Raw genomic sequence first — 18,029 nt, 5'->3', positions numbered from 1 at the left:
CTGAGACTGCGGCGAAGGTCAATCACCGCTTTTCAAAGGCGGCTCCCCGTGCTATCCGGCGCGCAATCTTCGGGTGCGGGTTCGCTTGTGCCCGGTTTCCTTAAAAACCGATCCAAGAGGTCTCTCCCATGGCTATCCAGCGCACCTTCTCCATCATCAAACCCGACGCCACCAAACGCAACCTGACCGGCGCCATCGTCGCGAAATTCGAAGAAGCTGGCCTGCGCGTGATCGCATCCAAGCGTATTCAAATGACCCTCGCTCAGGCGCAAGAATTTTACGGTGTCCACAAAGACCGTCCTTTCTTTGGCGAACTGTGTGACTTCATGATCTCCGAGCCGGTTGTGGTTCAGGTTCTTGAAGGTGAAAACGCCATTGCGAAAAACCGCGAAATCATGGGCGCCACCAACCCGGCAGACGCCGCTCCCGGCACGATCCGCGCCGAGTTCGCGCTCTCTGTTGGTGAAAACTCCGTGCACGGGTCCGACGCGCCGGAAACCGCTGCGGCAGAAATCGCGTATTTCTTTGCGGGTCTCGAACTGGTTGGCTAAGGCCACAGGCTTTTGACAGACTATGAGACGACAAAAGGCCGCTCCATTTGGGGCGGTCTTTTTGTTTGTTCGGGGGCGATTGAGTATTTTGGGCTGCTGAGTATTTTGGGCTGCAATGAAGATGCAGGGCAGATCAGCGTTTTAGCCCGGTGCCAATCGCATCCAAGATCACCTCAATCCCCATCGGTGGGGCACTGTGAATCGCCCCGGTTTTACCGGAGACCTATAGCTTCATTTCACGCGGCCATATCGAGCACGTCGCGCTGTGCATAGAAGTTCTGTTCAGCCTCTGTTGGTGGGATGTTTCCGATAGGTCCGAGCAGACGTCTGTTGTTGAACCAATCGACCCAGCCGAGTGTCGCCATTTCCAGATCCTGCATGTTACGCCACGGGCCTTGCCGGTGAACCAGTTCGGTTTTGTAGAGCCCATTTATCGTCTCAGCGAGGGCGTTGTCATACAAGTCCCCAACGCTACCGACTGACGGTTCAATTCCAGCCTCTGCCAAACGCTCGGTATACCGAATGGACAAATATTGCCCACCGCGATCGCTATGATGTATCAGCCCTCCTTCCTGAACAGGACGCCGGTCATGAAGGGCTTGTTCGAGAGCATCGAGGACAAAATCTGTTTTGGCAGATCGTGAGACCCGCCATCCGACGATGCGATCAGCAAAGGTATCGATGACAAAAGCCACATAGAGTTCGGCATGAGGCCGCCATCGGTCCGAGGACCATGCCGGACGCCCTGCCAGGTCGACACGTAGGTGAAGTCGCTGACCCAGAGCAGGGTCGGCGCAGGTGCCCGGAACACGCGGTTCACCTTGTCTCGTGGACAGGGCACGGATGTGCCCGGGACCGTTGTTTTGATAACCTTCCCACGCACAGCACCACGGATGCCAATCTGTTTCATCAGGCGCTCCACCGTGCAACGTGCAAGCGTAAAGCCCTCGCGTTTCAGCTGATACCACGCCTTGCGGACCCCGTAGACCTGGTAGTTCTCATCCCAGACACGTTTGATTTCCGGGCGGAGCTCTGTATCCCGCTTATGATAGAAAGTTGACGGCGCAATCGGCAGAACCCTGCAGATCGACTCGACGCCGTAGACAACACGCTGGTCTTCAATGAAGGCGATCATCGCTTCAGTGGGCGGTCGAGCTCCGTCTGTGCAAAGTTGACCATTGGAACGCCATTGGTCCGAGTGACAAGGTCAACGCTGACGCCTTGCGCAGTATCTCATTCGCTTGGCGCAGCTCGCGGACCTCACGTTCGAGCGCTTTGATCCGATCACGCTCTTCGGTTGTCACGCCGTCGCGCATGCCGCTGTCTTTCTCAGCCTGCTTGACCCATCCGCTCAAGGTCTGGGGAATACAGCCGATTTTGGGTGCAATGGCCGCAATCGCGCCCGCCTGCGTCTCATAAGAGCCTTGATGTTCAAACACCATCCTGACCGCTCGTGCGCGGGCCTCGGGCGAGTAGCGATTTGCCATTTTGCTTTTTGTCATAACCATCATCCTTACTTAAGTTGATGGTCTCCGGTGAAACCGGAGCGATTCACACAGTTCAGGCCGAATGGCTCAGCCAATACATCTTTGAAACCCTCGAGGAGGCCCAAGATCAGGCCACGCAATGGCTCTGGACTTACAACAAAGACCGCCCCAACACGGGCATCGGCGGTATCACACCCGCTATGAAACTGAAAACAGCCGCCTGAAGTCTACGGCTGGGCCCCATTAAAAATGGGGGGATTACCGTTAGACAGGAAGACGGGACACATAATTGACACATGCCGTTTCCAAAAACCTCTAAAACAATTCAATATCATTTGTTTTTTCTGGTTGTGGAACCGTTTCAACCACTCGGGCATCAGCGACCAGCTTTTGTCTCACTTTTCCTAATGCTGGAATAAATTCGATCCGTCGCGCTTGAGTGCCACCCAGACTTTGGTTGTCGCAAGGAATGCCTTCTCTTTTCAAGTAAGACAGAACAAACACTCCATTTTCAGTGCCGGCATTGGTCAAACCTTTATACATCTCTGCACCACCAAAAACTTTGGCGCGAAGTCGACCACGCACGGCCCCTGATCTTGCTAAACCATTAATCAAAAGCTCCATGGCATTTGCACCAAATGAACTGACATCGTTACGCGATGAGGGACCATCAGGAAGTAGAAAATGGTTCATCCCTCCAACACCGGCAACCGGATCCCAAAGACAAGTGGCAACGCATGACCCTAATATTGTTGAAATAACAACCTCTTCTGTATCCCCAATCGCGTATTCTCCCTGGGCAATATAAGTCGATTTTCCTGAAGCATTTTTCTGTGAAATTGTGGTCATACTGCCCTCGCACCGACGGGAATTTCAGCAAGCTGCAAAAGCTCTTGTCCAAATTTATCAAGGTCCGCCCATCTTTCCACTGCCCCCAGTTCGCCCGCAACTCGGGCATTCCAAAAACAACACAGGTTTCTTTACTTTGACCAAGTGTTTTGGCCCCCGCGTCTCGTAGCGCCCTCATGCCTTCGGCTCCATCGCGCCCCATCCCAGTTAAAATCCCTGCGACAGCTTTATGGGCAACATGGCGCGCCGACAAAAACATTGAATCCACCGATGGCCTGTGCCCTGACACTAAGGGCCCCTCATAGAGCTTAACGCGCAGCGAAGAGGTTCCCTCAACGTTGAGATGATAGGCGCCTCCGGGCGCTATAAGGACTTGACCAGGCATCAGTGGCATTCCATCAACCGCCAGTCGAACGTCCGGGGCAACCAATGGGTTTAAGCGAGCAGCAAAACTCACAAGAAACGGCTCCGGCATGTGTTGTGTAATGAGGGTCGGAGGGCAATCCGATGGAAAGCTCTGCAAGGTACGTTCAATGGCATCTACCGCTCCAGTAGACCCTCCGATCAAACAGATCCTTTGAAACGATCGGTTTTGACGTGGAGAGACATTCTGTTTTTTGGGGCGTGGCCCGGACACCCGCGCCCTAGCAGCGAGAACGACCGTATCGGCCAATTTGGAAAACGTATCTTCGCTCGCGCCAACCTTCGGCTTTTCCACACAATCAATGGCCCCCAAAGACATGGCTTCAACAGCGACATCGCTTCCTTTTCGAGTCAAGGTAGACACCATGATGACCGGCATAGGCCGGTGACGCATCAGCCGATCAAGGAATTCAAGGCCGCTCATATTCGGCATTTCGATATCAAGCGTCATGACATCTGGTCGGTAGGTATTTACGGCATCGCGGGCTTCACGCGCAGTGCCAGCTTCCGCGATCACCTCAAGACGTGAATCGGCTTCTAGTATAGACCGAATAAGGCGACGCATGGTCACTGAGTCATCGACAATCAAGACACGTAGCGGTTTCACACATAACTCCCGTTTAACCAATTGTTGAATGCGCAGGCGCGTTTTACAGTGCCGGGCTCATCTGTTTTTACTTAAAAATCTTCCCAACCTTCTTCTATCACCGGCTGCGAGGGCTGCGGTGGGGCGTTCACCACCTGTTTCATAGGTTCCACTTGAACCTTGGGTTTGGCCGTTGGCTTTGGAACATCCGCTCTTTTGAGGGTCTCAGGTGCCTGAACCGATGGATTTACAAGTTTTCTTGCTTTGTTTTCACGTTGGCTTGCCCCAATTGAAAAACGCGACGTCGTTACAATCAGGTTTTCGGCTTCTCGCGTCAGAGAGTGACTTGCCGCCGTTGTTTGCTCAAACATTGCAGCGTTTTGTTGGGTCACTTGGTCCAATTGGTTCACAGCCGTGTTAATCTCTGCGAGACCCGACGACTGCTCTCGCGAGGAAACTGCAATTTCTGAAACATTGTGTGAAATTTCAGACACTGAACTCACAATTCCGCGCAAGGCTTGCCCAGTTTCACCGACGAGACCGACACCACGCTTTACCAAAGTGCCTGATTTAGAAATTAAGTCATTGATCTCACGCGCTGCTTCAGAAGACCTCTGAGCCAGTGCGCGCACTTCCGAAGCAACCACAGCAAACCCTCGCCCCGCTTCTCCAGCTCTTGCGGCCTCAACGCCTGCGTTCAGAGCCAAAAGGTTTGTTTGGAACGCGATATCATCAATCACAGAGGTGATTTTAGAGATCTGATTGGACGAACTTTCGATTTGACTCATGGCTTCGACAGCTTCTTGCACAACCACACCAGACGCTTCGGCATTCGCCTTTGCAGTCTCAACCATCTCGCTGGCTTGGTTTGCACCATCAGCTGCCGAGCGCACCGATGAGGTAAGCTCGTCCAATGCCGTCGCAGTCTCCTCTAAGGTCGCCGCTTGCTTTTCTGTTCTGCGCGACAAATCATCCGCTGCATTGGAAATTTCGGAAGCCTCTCCGCGGATCATATCAGCGTTTTCAACGACACTGCGCATGGCTGTGAGAAGATTTTGGATGGCTTCATTAAAGTCTGAGCGAAGCGTTTCATATTCAGGGGCAAAACTTTCATCAATACGCGAGGTCAAATCACCTTCGGCCAATTTTTTGAGGCCCAAACGCAAGCCGTCAACGACCCGGTCTTGCTCAGCCCTCATACGTTCACGTTCGGCTTCTGCGGCAATGATCGTCGCTTGGCTGTCAGTGATGTCTGTACCGAGAAGGATGATGCGGAATGGACGGCCTGCCGTGTCGGTAACAGGACTGAAGGTGCCATCAAGGATAGAGGTGTGGCCATCCTGATCCAAAAGTTTGAAACGTCCTTGGATGCTTTCACCATTGATCAGACGATCCCAAACCGCACCATTTTGCTCCGCAAGAACTGGATCGAAGTTAAAGATTGAAGCATGGCCGACACCAACCAAATCCTGTGGTGCGATACCGACCATGCGCGCGAAATTGTCGTTCACCTTGGAAAAGAGACCATCAACGCCAAATTCTGCCTTCACTTGAATACTATCCAAAGCTGAAATCACCGCTTGGTTGGTGCGAATGTCGGTGGCGTCTTGCCACTCCATGACGCAACCAATTTGTTCTCCATCGAGGCTCACGACCGAGTTCACAACCAACGAAAAGTGAACATCGCCCACCTTCATGTCTGTCGAAAAGGGCATTTTTGAGGTATCGGATAGGATCGCGCGAATGCGCTCAGGATCACGATGGAAAATGTCGATGTTGGATCCGACGATCTTGTCTGCGTCGAATGACCCAAACATCGCCCGGAAGTTCTCCTCGTTTTCCTTCATCAACTTTGTCGTCGCCGCATTCATGTAGGTGATGTTAAAATCCGTATCAATCATCATCAGTGCGGCAGAGGACCCCTCAAAAGCGGCTCCTTTGAAAAGACCATCACGCGTGGCTTGCTCTGCGCGTCCCAAAGCGTGGCGGAACTCATCAAGGGCCGTCGCGATCATGCCAATTTCATCGCCACGATCGACTCCTGGAACCTTCACACTGTAATTCCCCTCTGACACCGTACGCATTGCCGTTTCGACAAGGGTAAGCGGTCGGGCGATTGTGCGCGCTATGAAATAGGCAATCAGGGCGACAATTGCTGTCATAGCAGTGCCTTGCCATGCCATCGTTTTTGCCAAGGCATTGGCTGGTTCGAGGATTTCTTCGATTGTTTGTTCCGCAACAAGCCCCCATTTTACACCGTGATATTCAACGGGAAAGTAAGCCGAGAGTTGTTCGTGAACGGGGCCATTGGGGGAAAACGTATCCGCTTCGCGCAGAAACCCTTGCTGACCGGACACAGCATTTTTAACGGATTGCGTCGCAACTTTCACCTTCAGGATTTCATCCCCAGCACCCCGAATGGTATCCGAGCGCAAAAGGTAATCAGATCCGACCAGATACGAGTCACCAGTCCGCCCGAGACCTGTCAGACGCTGCGTGATGTTATCAATGCTGTCCGACGGCATCTGAAAGGCGATGACCCCGCGCATCACACCACGTCGATCCACAACAGGCGCCGCAATAAAGGCAGCGGCGGCACCACCTGATGGGGCGTATTCAGAAAAATCAGAGAAAAAGACTTGCGGTTCTGTGGCGTTCAACGCGGCTTGTACAACACCGCCAAGTCCTGTCTCAGAATAGTCTCCGCCGACGAAATTGGTTGCGAAATCTTGTTCCTTGAAAACAGAATAAATCAGGTCTCCGGTCATTGAGAAGACGAAGACATCGTAATAGCCCTTTTCATCCACAAGTTTTCGGAAATAGTTGTGATAGAGCTTATGAACCTGACTGTATGCGGACCCATCATCCGCGTAATCAAGGGCTTGCTTTTGACCAAGTTCATTTGGGTTATCGTCAATATACCACTTTTTCAAATATGCGGTCTGGTCTCGCTCTAACGCGTCCCAAGCCTCCCCAAATCCACGAATTGCAGAAAGCACCGTTGGATTTTCGGTCTGACTGCTCAAGTCGATATCGACGCTGTTCAACCAGCTTTCGAGCTCCAGTTTACGCGCCTCTGCAACCGTCATGAGTGCGGCTTCGGCTTCGACAAGTAAAGAGCTTGATGCGTTTCGGTAGGCGACCACATTTGCAATAGCGATTGTGATGATGGTTAGCCCAATCATGATCATCGGAAGTTTTTTCGCCAGCTTGATCCGCATAATATACTTCATCTCATTTCTCCTGGTCCCGCGATCACGCCCCAAATCAATGGCGAAATTCTTAAACAGAGTGCGGTCATGAAACGGGCCCATCTGCCCTACACACATTGATGGATGCCTCTAAGAAATGAAGATTCGTTTAAGTCGCTTTGTTTTACGCAGCGCATTCCTAACAATTTTATTGATTTGAAACCGCGCGGTCGGGCAGCCCCAGTGAAAACCAGTGAAGATGTCCGGCAAAACTGGACAGCGTGCTAAGATGTATCCACCACGATTGAATGGATACGAGAATGACGAAGCGACGGAACTTTTCAGACAAGTTTAAGGCTGCTGTGGCGCTTGAAGCGCTGCGTGGTGACAAGACCGTGCAAGAGATCGCAGCTAAGCGGCAGATCCACCCAACGCAAGTGAGCACGTGGAAGCGGCAGGCGATTGAAGGCATGGCCGGGGTGTTCTCAGATAAAGTCAAAAAGGCTGAGAATAAGGACGGCGAGATCAAAGAACTTCACGCCAAGATCGGCCAGCTCGCGGTGGAGAACGATTTTTTGTCACAAGGGCTCAAGCGGTGAGCCCATCAAAACGCCGCGGGATGATCCGCAAAGAGAATATAAAATTGAGCCTGACGCGTCAGTGTAAACTGCTCAAGATCAGCCGTTCGTCGATCTATTACACACCAGTTTCCAAGCAAAACGGATCATTGATAACTGGATAGGGTTCTACAGCAGCGAACGGCCTCACACCGCTCTCGACAAACGCTCGCCAGACGCGGCATACTTCGGCCAAAGTGAAACACGAAAAGCGGCATGAACACACACCAGATGCATCTTAGCCAAGCCGCAAAACTGTCCTAAAATGCAGGACCACTTCAATCGGCAGAACCCTGCAGATCGACTCGACGCCGTAGACAACACGCTGGTCTTCAATGAAGGCGATCATCGCTTCAGTGGGCGGTCGAGCTCCGTCTGTGCAAAGTTGACCATTGGAACGCCATTGGTCCGAGTGACAAGGCCAACGCTGACGCCTTGCGCAGTATCTCATTCGCTTGGCGCAGCTCGCGGACCTCACGTTCGAGCGCTTTGATCCGATCACGCTCTTCGGTTGTCACGCCGTCGCGCATGCCGCTGTCTTTCTCAGCCTGCTTAACCCATCCGCTCAAGGTCTGGGGAATACAGCCGATTTTGGGTGCAATGGCCGCAATCGCGCCCGCCTGCGTCTCATAAGAGCCTTGATGTTCAAACACCATCCTGACCGCTCGTGCGCGGGCCTCGGGCGAGTAGCGATTTGCCATTTTGCTTTTTGTCATAACCATCATCCTTACTTAAGTTGATGGTCTCCGGTGAAACCGGAGCGATTCACTGTCATCGGCCAGGGCGGCATTGACAATCGCATCAAAGCGGGCGCGCAGGGCGGTTTCTTCTGCGCCTTTGCAATCATTCCAAGGCCGTCCCTGAAGCCCCATCACCATAGCGTAATAGCCGATGAAATGCGGCCGACTGCCGTGGGCCAAAAGCCGGGCATAGGCGGCATCCGGGCCGATATCGCGCAGAGCTTGGGCGGAGGTGATCCCGGCGCGGGCATAGGAGGCGTCCGAGGTCGCGGGTTGAGGAGACGGGAGCGGACATGACGGGCCTTGGCACAGAACGGAGGGAACAGTCCTGTGACTGTGCCAAGGCGACGGCACGGACGTCAAGAGAGCTGACGTCTTTTCGGACCTCGCGTTAGATCGCGGCCCAATCGGTATAGCTGACGGTGTGTTTGGCGATAAACGGCAGCGGCGCACGGCTTTGCGGTTGCGGCAGTTGTTGCGGCTGTGGATTGGCTTGCGGTTTTTGCGGCATTGTTTGCATTTGGAAAACCCCTTTGAAATATCCTGACTGTTGGTCTCATCAGATTTGTCGCCAAATGCGGCCACGCCCGGCACCAAATTGTGGCGCGGGTGCGGCTCTTATCTGAAAATTTGAGCTTTCAGTGCGGCTGAACCAACTCTGGTTTATGCGCCGGGTTTCACAACCTGATCCAAGGCGCGTAGGGTGCGCAACAGCCCGCCCAGATCTTCAATCCGCACCATATTTGGCCCGTCCGAAGGCGCATTGTCCGGGTCTTCGTGGGTCTCGATGAACAAACAGGCCACGCCGACAGCCACGGCAGCGCGCGCCAAAGGCGGCACCATGGTGCGGTCGCCGCCCGTTGACGTGCCATTGCCACCCGGTTGTTGCACCGAATGGGTGGCGTCAAAACAGACGGGATAGCCGGTTTCGGCCATGCGCGGCAGGCCACGGAAATCGCTCACCAGCGTGTTGTAGCCAAAGGAGGTGCCGCGATCACAGAGCATGATATTGTCATTGCCGGTCGAGGCGATTTTGGCCGCCACATTGTCCATATCCCACGGGGCCAAAAATTGCCCCTTTTTGATGTTGATGGTTTTGCCGGTCTCGCCCGCCGCCAGCAACAGATCGGTTTGACGGCACAGAAAGGCCGGGATTTGCAACACATCCACGGCCTCGGCGGCCATAGCGCACTGGTGGGTTTCATGCACATCGGTCAGCACCGGACAGCCAAATTCGTCGCGGATTTTGGACAGGATGGTGAGGCCAGCCTCAGCGCCAATGCCGCGTTTGCCCGACAGCGAGCTGCGGTTGGCCTTGTCATAGGAGCCTTTGAAAATAAACGGCGTGCCCGTCGCGTCACAGGCCTGAGCGATCCGTTCGGCCAACATGCGGGCGTGAGCGAGGCTTTCCAATTGGCACGGACCCGCGATCAAGCCAAAGGGCAGGGCATTCGACAAGGTGACTGGACGGCTCAGCCCCTGTGGGCCGACAGAAACGGATTTGGCAGGCGTTGGGGCGAGGGGCATGGGCGGTCCTTATGTCTATGAGCATATCGGTGATTTGGGCCTGTCTGATCATAAGATAAGCCTACGCTCATAGATCATAAAGGGGGCGCGTGTTGCAAGGGCGGGTGCACAGGAGCGCGTGTCTACTGACGCATAGCTATCGGCATTTGTTATGCGTTTTTTGCATGACGGCCTTCGCGTCTTGTCTCTGGTGTGGGGGCGCTAACAGGATCATATAGGGATCAAGGAACGGGATCGAAGCGCTTTGAAAAGGCGATGATCCCAAAACAAAGTGACAGACCAAAGGAGCGATTACCATGGCCTATATGACCCAAAACCTCGCCGTCACGCAGCCGCTTATGGATCGTTTTTCCGCGTTGCGTGCTGAGTTTTCCCATCGTCGTGCCCAACGCGCTGAGGCGGATCGCGTGTTTCGCGAATTGTCCCTGATGTCGGATTATGAATTGGCTGACCTCGGAATTTCCCGCCACTCAATCCGAGACATCGCCGCCGATGCGGCCCGTCGGATTTGACGCAAAGATTTCCGGTGGTTTCCGGTTCGATCCAGCCGTTGCGGTCGGATTTGATCGAAATGTAAGATATACGTCTAAAACCCGTGAGTGGCGCCCCTCTCGCGGGTTTTTTGTGACCTGCGGTGCGAGGCCATTCGGGCGGTGACAGGGGCTTTGGTCACAGAGCGTTGGCCTAAAGTTAAAACCCATTTTTAGAAATCGTATTCTAAAATATTTTTCACATAAATATATAATTTAGTCAGTATGTTATGCGGTAATTCTGCCGCATTCGGCGCATCCTTTGTTCATGCGTTCAACCCTGCGCTTGAACCTATATTGCGTGGCGACAAGCAGGCCGGTGTGTGAGCAAAAGAGCGGGTGCGAGAGGGCTGACACCGGGCATCGGTGGAGCGGTCGGGACCGTTCGCAGGGCTGTAAACCTATGACTTCCTATAGGTTGTTTGGACCCTTTATCGGTGGAACCTTTGTTCAAGATCTCGAGGGATCATCTTCAGACCACTGAACTCAGAACACTGTACAACCACTAGGATACATCACATGAAACTCTTCACACTGGCGGCCCTTTCGGCGGCCTCTCTTTCCTTGGCCGCATGTGGCGGCTCTTCCGTTGATGGCGATATGTCGGATACCGATTTGCCGGCAAAATATGACAGCCTTGAAGGTCTTGTTGCCGGTGCAGAAGCGGGCGAACTTGAGACGGCATCCGAGGCGATGATGGCGGGCACGGCGACGATGTCTGGAGCATTGGGTGTTGGCGACCTTGGGGATGATGGCAATCTTGAAGCGCTTGGTGATCTGGCCCTGACCGCCGATTTCACCGGCGGGACAGTCACCGGAACGGCAAATAATTTCGCACTCTATGACCAAGACACACAGGCCGTAGAGGCAGAGCTGAGCGGATCACTGTCCATCAATGGTACGATCACGGGCACTGGCATGACGGCAGATGCCGATGGGACGTTGAATGATGGAGAAGACCATTTGGTCGATCTCGTCATGGACGGCATCTTTTATGACTACGAGGGCGACCTTGCGGTTTATGGCGATGTGAGCGGGACGATTGATGGCGACTACGAAGAAGGTGGCTATGCCGCCATTGCGGACTGATTTTTCGCGTAACGAGTGATCGTTTTAGACGTGCTGCGGGACCCCTCGCAGCACGTCCTGAATTTCAATGATATCGGTGTGAACATGGGGCGTTCTTTTACCTTTTCGTGGCTGATCCGGTTCGGTGTGTTGATCGTGATCCTGATGGGGCCGCTCGCAGGCGCACGGGCGGACGGAGCGCGCACGAGGTCTGACGCGACCGCGGCCTATGCCAAGCTCATGCATTTGGGGCAGGTGGCTTTGGCCAAGGATGCGCCGAAAAAAGCCGCGCTCGCTTTTGCCAAGGCGCGCAGAATTGCCCCCACGGACCTGCGGGCACAGCTGGCACTTGCCGAAGCCTTTGCGCAACAAGGGCAGGTGGCCAGATCGGAGGCGTTTCTCAAGCATTTGCTGCGCGATCCGGCGCAAAGTGATCATGTCGATTCCTATCTCAATGCCCTCGCCAAACTGCAACAGCGGTATCCGTTCGTCGCGTCGGCCAGTGTCGCGCTTTTGCCGAGCACCAACATTGCAAACGCCTCGTCTGAGACGGTGTTTGATACGCTTTTGGGGCGGTTTGAGATCGACGGGGGTGGTGAGGAAACCTCTGGTGTCGGGGTCGAATTTGGCGCGCGGTGCACCTATCGCACCCCTTTGGGGGAGGGGCTGTCTTTGGAGATCGGGGCGGCATTGAACCGAATTTGGTATGACGCCCCAGAGCTGCGCTATTGGCGCGGGCGGGTCACGGCGGATGTCGTAGGGGTCGATCCGTCGAAAGAGTGGCGCGGCGGTCTTCATGCCGATCGGATTTATTACGACGCGATCACAGGTCAAACTTCGGACCGGATTGCTTTGGGGGCACATGGAAGCTGGTCACACACGGTGAATGACACCACGCGTCTCACCCTGTCGGCCTTGGCCGAGTATCGCGACTATTTGGACAAGGACAGCCTGTCTGGCCCCTATGCCTCCCTTGGGGCTGGGGGATCGAAAGCGTTTGGGCATGGCGCGCCGCAGGGGGCCACCCTGTCATGGGGCGGATCAGTGGAGCGTTCAAGGCCCAGCCTTGACTATCACCGCTTTTGGGGGGCGACAGCGCGTGTGGGCTATGCGCAAAACCTCACTGACACGCTGCGCGGCGGGGTGACGATGAGTGCTACGCTGAAACTCTATGATGCCGATTTTGCGGCGGTGGATTATGCCCGCCGTGATGAGATTTACCGCTTTGGCGTCTCACTTTCGGACAGTCGGATCAAACTGCTGGGCAGCACGCCGACCCTATCGTGCGGGTATAAGCTCCAGTCTTCAAACATCGCGCTTTACACGACGTCTTCGACGGATTGCCGTCTTGGATGGTCCTATCGGTTCTGACGCGGCTATCCCTCACGCCCTGTTGGGCGAAGACGGGCCTCACGCCCTGTTGGGCGCAGACGGGGCGGGGGTGGTCAATGTGGCGATATGGTCCACGAAGTCTTTAAAGTGCTGGGTGAAAATGAGATGTCCAGCATTCTCAACCGCATGAAATGCGGCGTCAGGCAGGGTTTGCGCAATAGACCGGATGTCGTCAATCGGACTGATTGGGTCCTCAAGGCCATGCACAAATGTCACGCCACATTGCAATGCGCGCAAATCCTTTGGCCAGTTGCGTTGTAGATTGGTCAACTCATCAACAGAAGCCAGGGTGGCGTGATTGGCAATCAGGCGCAGCCATTCGCACAGGTGAGGGTGGCGAAATAAATTCTCAAGACAGGCCAGATCAGCGGGGGATTTGCGATACATATGCGCCAATGCCTTTTGGGCAAACATCGGCACGCGGCTGATCGCATTGTAGACCCGCGTCAGGCCTGCAATGACCCGCGCATCGCGGCGCAGACGGTTTGAGATTTCAACGAACAGCGTGGGCGCGTCACCGTGGTCTTGCGAGGGGGCCGGATGTGGGTGCGCGGGTTGCGGTGTGGCCGCCAAAATGACATGCGACACCAGATCGGGATTGTGCCGGACAAAATGCGCCAACCATGGCACCCCGGCACTTTCGCCCAGACAAATCAGCGGCTCATCGGTCAGATAGTCCATCGTATCGGCCAGCGCTCTGGTCAATTTGGTCAGGCGGGTTTCGGCATCTAACACCCCGTCAAATCCCATAAAATGCCGCGGCACAATCAACAGACGCAGCCCAAGTTTGTTCAGGCAGGAACTCATCTCCGGGTGAAAGGCGATGGGCGCCAACATCGAGTGAAAATACAACACGGGACGGCCCCGGCGCGCGCCAAATTCCCACACTGGCACCTCAAGCCCTTCGCCGATTGTGACCATATTGACGATCACGTCTTTGCCGAACTGGCGTTTGACCAAAGCGGTCTCAAAATTGCGCTGTTGGGTGGGCAGAACCTCGTCCAGAATACGCGCGGTGATATCGACGGACAGGGCGCGGAGCAGGGCGGTTTGGGTTTTGAGGCCGAGCTTGTCTTGAATAACCTGCACCTGTTTGCGTTTGGTGTCATAAGACGCGCCCAAAAGCATCGCTGCCTTTTTCAAATCCAACCCGGTCATCAAATGCGCCAGCAACAGATATTCGGATTTGGTCAGCCGAATATCCGGCCTGTGATCGGACAGGGCCACAATCCGCTCCGCCTCAATGCGCACCGCGACAAAGGCCAGATGACCCGGGGCATCGCTCCACCGATCCATACGATCATAGAGGAAATAGAGGTGGTCATCGGCCACCACAAACGCGCATCCGGTGGCCGCCTCTTGTGGCATCCGCATTTGGGCTGGAAAGGCGTCTTTGGGATCGGCGCCAAACCTGTCGATTTGGCACATCCCGCGCTGATCATAGAGGTTGGCGGGAAAGCTGCATCGGGCAAAGTTGCGGAAAAAGAACCGTTCGCTGCCAGGTTTGTCTTGGGTCTGAAGCAGGATCGCATCTTCTGGGGGCAAAGCGACTTTGCGCTCTGTGTGCAGCGCCGCCTCTAAGGTTTCAATGAATTGCGATACGTGGCTCATCGGCTGTTCTATCTCTCCAAGCTCGGGGTGTGGGTGCCGCCTTGTGTCTTTGAGGGCGAGGGTGTTGGGCGCAAACACACTGCCCCTAAAACCAGCCAAACCTATGAGGTTGCCTAGCATTTCTGATCCTAAATTTCAAACACACCACGCTTGGGAACCCGTAAAAACCGATTTTTTGTATATGGCGCGCCTTTTTTGATCATGCCCCCCAAAGGGGGGCGATTGTGCCAATCCCTGCCACGTAGGTTTGGCTTAAAGGTCTGACATCTCCGTCAGATCATGCACTTACAGGGACCGGCGGCGCAGATGTCACAAGACAGGCACAGCTCATACAACACCCGGATGCCCCCCGGTGCCGAGACAACCGCGATTGCCTGTCTTGATGTCACTCCCAGCGCGCGGATCGTGAGCCGAGATCACGCCGCGGCACGGTTTCTCAAAGCAAACCGGGACTTTGTGAGGGGGCAGAGGCAGGAATATTTCACCGCGCAACCGGCCAATAGATTTTCAAATGCCCTGCGTGCGGCTTGTGACGATCTTCAACCGAGGGCGTCGATCTTGCGCGCTGAGACGGCGAAAGCGACCGCGCCGCTGCAAATCAACATTCTGCCGTTTCAACCCAAGCTCATCCGTATCGTTTTGTTTTTGCCTCAGTCGGTGGGCGAGGCCATGCCCGAGGCTGTGCCAAAGCTCACATCGCGGGAAAAATCGGTGTTGCGCTTGGCCGCCTCTGGGCAACGGCGGGATCGGATCGCGTTTGAGTTGAATATTTCCTTGCCGACCGTCGATATGCACTGTCGCAATCTGCGGCAAAAACTGTCGGCTTTGACCACGTTAGAGGCGGTGGCGATTGCCACAAAGATGCACATGCTCGACCTCTGAGGGACAGGTGCGACAGATGCCACAGGTGCTCTTGGGGTCAAAACGGCGCAGCCCGTTTGGACCGCGCCGTTTCTTGTCCTTGTCAAAGGCCCGAATTACATCACAGGCAAGATCGCAATGTCGCGGATCGGCGCATCAAGCCCCTCAATCATCCCCGTCTCAATCGCTTTGCCCGTGGTCAAATCAACGGAATAGAGCGTCATGCCATTGACCAGCCATGCCATGTTGTCCATCGCCTCGGTGGTCTGAATGTCGAACGCGTAGCTGTCTTGCGGGGTGTCGATCCCCAGCTTGCCGATGGCGCTCAGCGTGCCGTCATTCGGAGAAACCTGTTGGATCACCGCGACGATGGTCGCATCAATGTCAAACATCGCGGTCTTTTCGGGTTTGCCATAGCTGTTGATATAGGCTGCGGCGGCGATGGCGGGCCTCTCACCGACATGCATGTCGCCCTCTTTCCAGTCCAAGCTGCCGTCCACGGTCACAGCCCCGGTGTCGACATCGACGCGGTGGTTGGTTGTGCCGGTCATAAAGCGCAGCTTGTCGGCCATCGGGTTGAAATCGACGATCACCGGCATGTCGCCGAGGGGCAGGGGCGTGTCCATGGTGGCCATTTCGGTCGCGGCCCCAGTGGCCAGGTCGATGCGAACGATGACCATATCCGGGGTGACGCCGACGAGCGTATTGTTGGAGGGGCGCAGGTCCAGACCCAAAAGGCCGTCAACACCGCTCACGTCCATTGTGCCAGAAACGGTCAGGGTGTCGGTGTCAAACATCACAAGGGTTTTGTCACCAACAAGGCCCACAGCAGGGGCGGCGGAGACGGCAGACAGGGACAGGGTCAGGGCGGTGGTCGAGAAAGCGGCAAGACGAAGCATGGCGATTTTCCTTTGTCAGGTTGCAAAAGCACGGCGTGTGTCGCCGTCCATACTTCGAAGACACCGGGGGGCAGAAAACGGATGCAGCGTTTTGGAAAAAAATTTGCATCCGCTTGGCAGCGACGCGTGTCTTCTCTTTTGAAAGGGGCGTGGCTGTGCAAAAAACGACGTTACAAACTGTCCGGTCCGAAACGGTCTGGGCTGACATGAGAGAGCGCGCGTCATTGCGGCCAATACTCAGACAAAAGGATCGCAAAGTGAGCGAAGACAAAAGCAACACGCGGTTGCGCGAGGCGCTTGCGGACTGTGCGGCGGGGCGGCATGCCGGAGTGGCGGCGATTTTGGAGCATGAAGGCCCAAAGCTTTTGGGGCTGGCCTACCGCATCCTTGGGCGGCATGATTTGGCCGAAGAGGCGCTTCAGGACGCGATGGTGCAGGTCTGGCGCAAGGCGACACAGTTTGACGCGGCACATGGATCGGCGCGGGGATGGATTTATGCGATCCTGCGCAACCGCTGCCTGAACACCCTGCGCGACGGCAAACGGTTGAGCATCCTGTCGCCCAGCGATCTGGCCGAGGTGCAAGAGCGTCGCCAAGCGGTGGTGCCGACCGAAGGCTGGGAAATTCTGGCCGGGCCAAGCCGCATTCGCGATTGCCTCAAAACACTGGATGGTCAAAGCCGTCACATCATCTTGCTCGCTCATGTCGCAGGCTTCAGCCATGCCGAGATATCCGCCCGCCAAGACGTGCCGCTGGGCACGATAAAATCGCTGATCCGCCGGGGTTTGCACGCATTAAAGGAGTGTCTGACATGACCCATCTTTCAGACCAGATCATCGCGCTGTCCGACGAGTATGTTTTGGGCGTGTTGACGCAAACCGAAGGGGCGTTGATCGAGGAGGTGATGGCGCGAGACCCCGAATTGGCGCGTCGTGTGGGCGCGTTGCGTGACCGGTTTTTGCCGCTCGATCGCTCCGCCACACCGCAAGATTTGCCGCCTGAATTTATCACGCAGGTGCGTGCAGAACTTGCCGCGCAGGATCGGCCCCTGTTTGTGTCCGCGCCACCGCACGCCGCAAACCAACCTTCTGCGCCAAGAAAATGGCGTCTGGGCCTTGTGGCCGCCGCCCTTGTTGGTCTTGCGGTCGGGATCGGGTCGTCGGGGCTGAAACCTGTGCCAAATCCCACGGTCGTGGCCGTTTTGGTCGATGCGGCGGGCGTGCCGCAAGCGGTGATTGATGACTACGGCAATGACACGGCTTTCGTGCGGTTCGTCGCGCCGGTCACCGTGCCAGCGGACCGGACGTTGCAGGTGTGGACGCTGCCGTCCGAGCAAATGGGCGCGACCTCGCTTGGCACATTGGATCAAACGGCGGCGACGCGTTTGAGGTTCCAAGACCTGCCGCCGCCCAATGCGCAGCAACTATATGAGGTGACGCTTGAACCTTTGGGCGGTTCCCCGACCGGGCGGCCAACCGGGCCAATCATCGGCAAAGGCTTTGCGGCCTCACAGGTGTAACGCGTTGTCGAGGCTCTTGGGATTGGCGATGGATTGGCGATCTGGTCGTGGAAGGCCCTGTTGAGGTGGGGTGGTTTCATCTGAGCCGACCGGACCCTTACATTTTGATCTCCGCCGGAGCTTTGAAGAACGCCCTTTCGGCGGGGCCAATGGCCCAGTGGGGGCTTTGGGGCAAGAC

Annotated in this window: 16 protein-coding genes, 3 pseudogenes and 2 other annotated features; of the genes and pseudogenes, 9 read left to right on the top strand and 10 right to left on the bottom strand. The window is 55.5% G+C overall.

Annotated features, from left to right (window positions below; translation table 11 throughout):
• Nucleotides 1-128: 128 nt before the first annotated feature.
• The gene (gene ndk, locus DA792_RS08700; protein WP_107719602.1) at nt 129-551 is read left to right on the top strand and encodes a nucleoside-diphosphate kinase; all 423 of its coding nucleotides are present in this window, start codon (nt 129-131) and stop codon (nt 549-551) included.
• Nucleotides 552-787: 236 nt separating this feature from the next.
• Here ndk and DA792_RS08695 read toward each other — a convergent pair.
• A pseudogene (locus DA792_RS08695) lies at nt 788-2,053 on the bottom strand (IS3 family transposase).
• Nucleotides 1,612-1,728: a sequence feature (AL1L pseudoknot), on the bottom strand. Its footprint overlaps the pseudogene before it by 117 nt.
• Nucleotides 2,054-2,106: 53 nt before the next feature.
• Here DA792_RS08695 and DA792_RS08690 point away from each other — a divergent pair.
• A pseudogene (locus DA792_RS08690) lies at nt 2,107-2,262 on the top strand (integrase core domain-containing protein); the annotation flags it as partial.
• A gap of 91 nt (nt 2,263-2,353) precedes the next feature.
• On the opposite strand, the gene DA792_RS08685 reads toward DA792_RS08690, so the two are convergent.
• The 3 genes from DA792_RS08685 to DA792_RS08675 all read right to left on the bottom strand — a co-directional run bounded on the left by DA792_RS08685 (nt 2,354) and on the right by DA792_RS08675 (nt 7,129).
• On the bottom strand, nt 2,354-2,797 hold the full coding sequence (locus DA792_RS08685; RefSeq protein WP_254679699.1) for a chemotaxis protein CheD: 444 nt from the start codon (nt 2,795-2,797) through the stop codon (nt 2,354-2,356).
• Nucleotides 2,709-3,875: a protein-glutamate methylesterase/protein-glutamine glutaminase gene (locus DA792_RS08680; RefSeq protein WP_254679698.1), complete on the bottom strand. Its 1,167-nt coding sequence runs from the start codon at nt 3,873-3,875 to the stop codon at nt 2,709-2,711. The genes DA792_RS08685 and DA792_RS08680 overlap by 89 nt, the downstream gene beginning before the upstream one ends.
• Nucleotides 3,876-3,988: 113 nt before the next feature.
• Nucleotides 3,989-7,129 (bottom strand): methyl-accepting chemotaxis protein, encoded by a 3,141-nt coding sequence (locus tag DA792_RS08675; protein ID WP_159075211.1) that lies wholly within the window; start codon nt 7,127-7,129, stop codon nt 3,989-3,991.
• A 278-nt stretch (nt 7,130-7,407) separates the two neighbouring features.
• Here DA792_RS08675 and DA792_RS08670 point away from each other — a divergent pair, with 278 nt between their 5' ends.
• Entirely contained in the window at nt 7,408-7,686 is a 279-nt protein-coding gene (locus tag DA792_RS08670) for a transposase (protein ID WP_159075210.1), read from the top strand.
• Between the two features lie 292 nt (nt 7,687-7,978).
• Nucleotides 7,979-8,095: a sequence feature (AL1L pseudoknot), on the bottom strand.
• Here the strand turns inward: DA792_RS08670 and DA792_RS08660 are convergent.
• From DA792_RS08660 to kdsA, 4 genes and pseudogenes are all read right to left on the bottom strand, one after another.
• Nucleotides 7,985-8,420 (bottom strand): annotated as a pseudogene (locus DA792_RS08660) (transposase); the annotation flags it as partial. Its footprint overlaps the feature before it by 111 nt.
• 15 nt (nt 8,421-8,435) lie before the next feature.
• Nucleotides 8,436-8,798: a TfoX/Sxy family DNA transformation protein gene (locus DA792_RS08655; RefSeq protein WP_254679697.1), complete on the bottom strand. Its 363-nt coding sequence runs from the start codon at nt 8,796-8,798 to the stop codon at nt 8,436-8,438.
• 37 nt (nt 8,799-8,835) lie between these two features.
• A complete protein-coding gene (locus tag DA792_RS23075) occupies nt 8,836-8,964 on the bottom strand; it encodes a hypothetical protein (protein WP_302666926.1) in 129 nt (42 codons plus the stop codon).
• A gap of 143 nt (nt 8,965-9,107) precedes the next feature.
• The gene (gene kdsA / locus DA792_RS08650; RefSeq protein ID WP_107719598.1) at nt 9,108-9,971 is read right to left on the bottom strand and encodes a 3-deoxy-8-phosphooctulonate synthase; all 864 of its coding nucleotides are present in this window, start codon (nt 9,969-9,971) and stop codon (nt 9,108-9,110) included.
• A gap of 296 nt (nt 9,972-10,267) precedes the next feature.
• Between kdsA and DA792_RS08645 the strand changes: the two genes are divergently transcribed.
• From DA792_RS08645 to DA792_RS08635, 3 genes are all read left to right on the top strand, one after another.
• On the top strand, nt 10,268-10,483 hold the full coding sequence (locus DA792_RS08645) for a DUF1127 domain-containing protein (protein WP_107719597.1): 216 nt from the start codon (nt 10,268-10,270) through the stop codon (nt 10,481-10,483).
• 537 nt (nt 10,484-11,020) lie between these two features.
• Nucleotides 11,021-11,590, top strand: coding sequence for a hypothetical protein (locus tag DA792_RS08640; RefSeq protein ID WP_107719596.1), 570 nt, complete (start codon nt 11,021-11,023; stop codon nt 11,588-11,590).
• A gap of 84 nt (nt 11,591-11,674) precedes the next feature.
• Nucleotides 11,675-12,940 (top strand): porin family protein, encoded by a 1,266-nt coding sequence (locus DA792_RS08635; RefSeq protein WP_107719595.1) that lies wholly within the window; start codon nt 11,675-11,677, stop codon nt 12,938-12,940.
• Between the two features lie 39 nt (nt 12,941-12,979).
• On the opposite strand, the gene DA792_RS08630 is transcribed toward DA792_RS08635, so the two are convergent.
• On the bottom strand, nt 12,980-14,572 hold the full coding sequence (locus DA792_RS08630; protein WP_159075209.1) for an alpha/beta hydrolase: 1,593 nt from the start codon (nt 14,570-14,572) through the stop codon (nt 12,980-12,982).
• Nucleotides 14,573-14,878: 306 nt separating this feature from the next.
• On the opposite strand from DA792_RS08630, the gene DA792_RS08625 reads away from it, so the two are divergent.
• Complete coding sequence (locus tag DA792_RS08625) at nt 14,879-15,454, top strand: helix-turn-helix transcriptional regulator (protein WP_159075208.1); 576 nt, start codon at nt 14,879-14,881, stop codon at nt 15,452-15,454.
• A 95-nt stretch (nt 15,455-15,549) separates the two neighbouring features.
• Here the strand turns inward: DA792_RS08625 and DA792_RS08620 are convergent, their stop codons facing one another.
• Entirely contained in the window at nt 15,550-16,332 is a 783-nt protein-coding gene (locus DA792_RS08620) for a DUF4394 domain-containing protein (protein WP_107719592.1), read from the bottom strand.
• Between the two features lie 257 nt (nt 16,333-16,589).
• On the opposite strand from DA792_RS08620, the gene DA792_RS08615 reads away from it, so the two are divergent.
• Complete coding sequence (locus DA792_RS08615) at nt 16,590-17,147, top strand: sigma-70 family RNA polymerase sigma factor (protein ID WP_254679648.1); 558 nt, start codon at nt 16,590-16,592, stop codon at nt 17,145-17,147.
• Nucleotides 17,144-17,851: an anti-sigma factor gene (locus tag DA792_RS08610; RefSeq protein WP_107719591.1), complete on the top strand. Its 708-nt coding sequence runs from the start codon at nt 17,144-17,146 to the stop codon at nt 17,849-17,851. Before DA792_RS08615 ends, DA792_RS08610 begins: the two co-directional genes overlap by 4 nt.
• The last annotated feature ends 178 nt before the right edge of the window (nt 17,852-18,029 follow it).

Source organism: Celeribacter baekdonensis (assembly GCF_003047105.1).
Taxonomy (GTDB): domain Bacteria; phylum Pseudomonadota; class Alphaproteobacteria; order Rhodobacterales; family Rhodobacteraceae; genus Celeribacter; species Celeribacter baekdonensis_B.
Note: the sequence above shows the minus strand (reverse complement) of the source record. Positions and strands in the feature narration are given on the sequence as shown.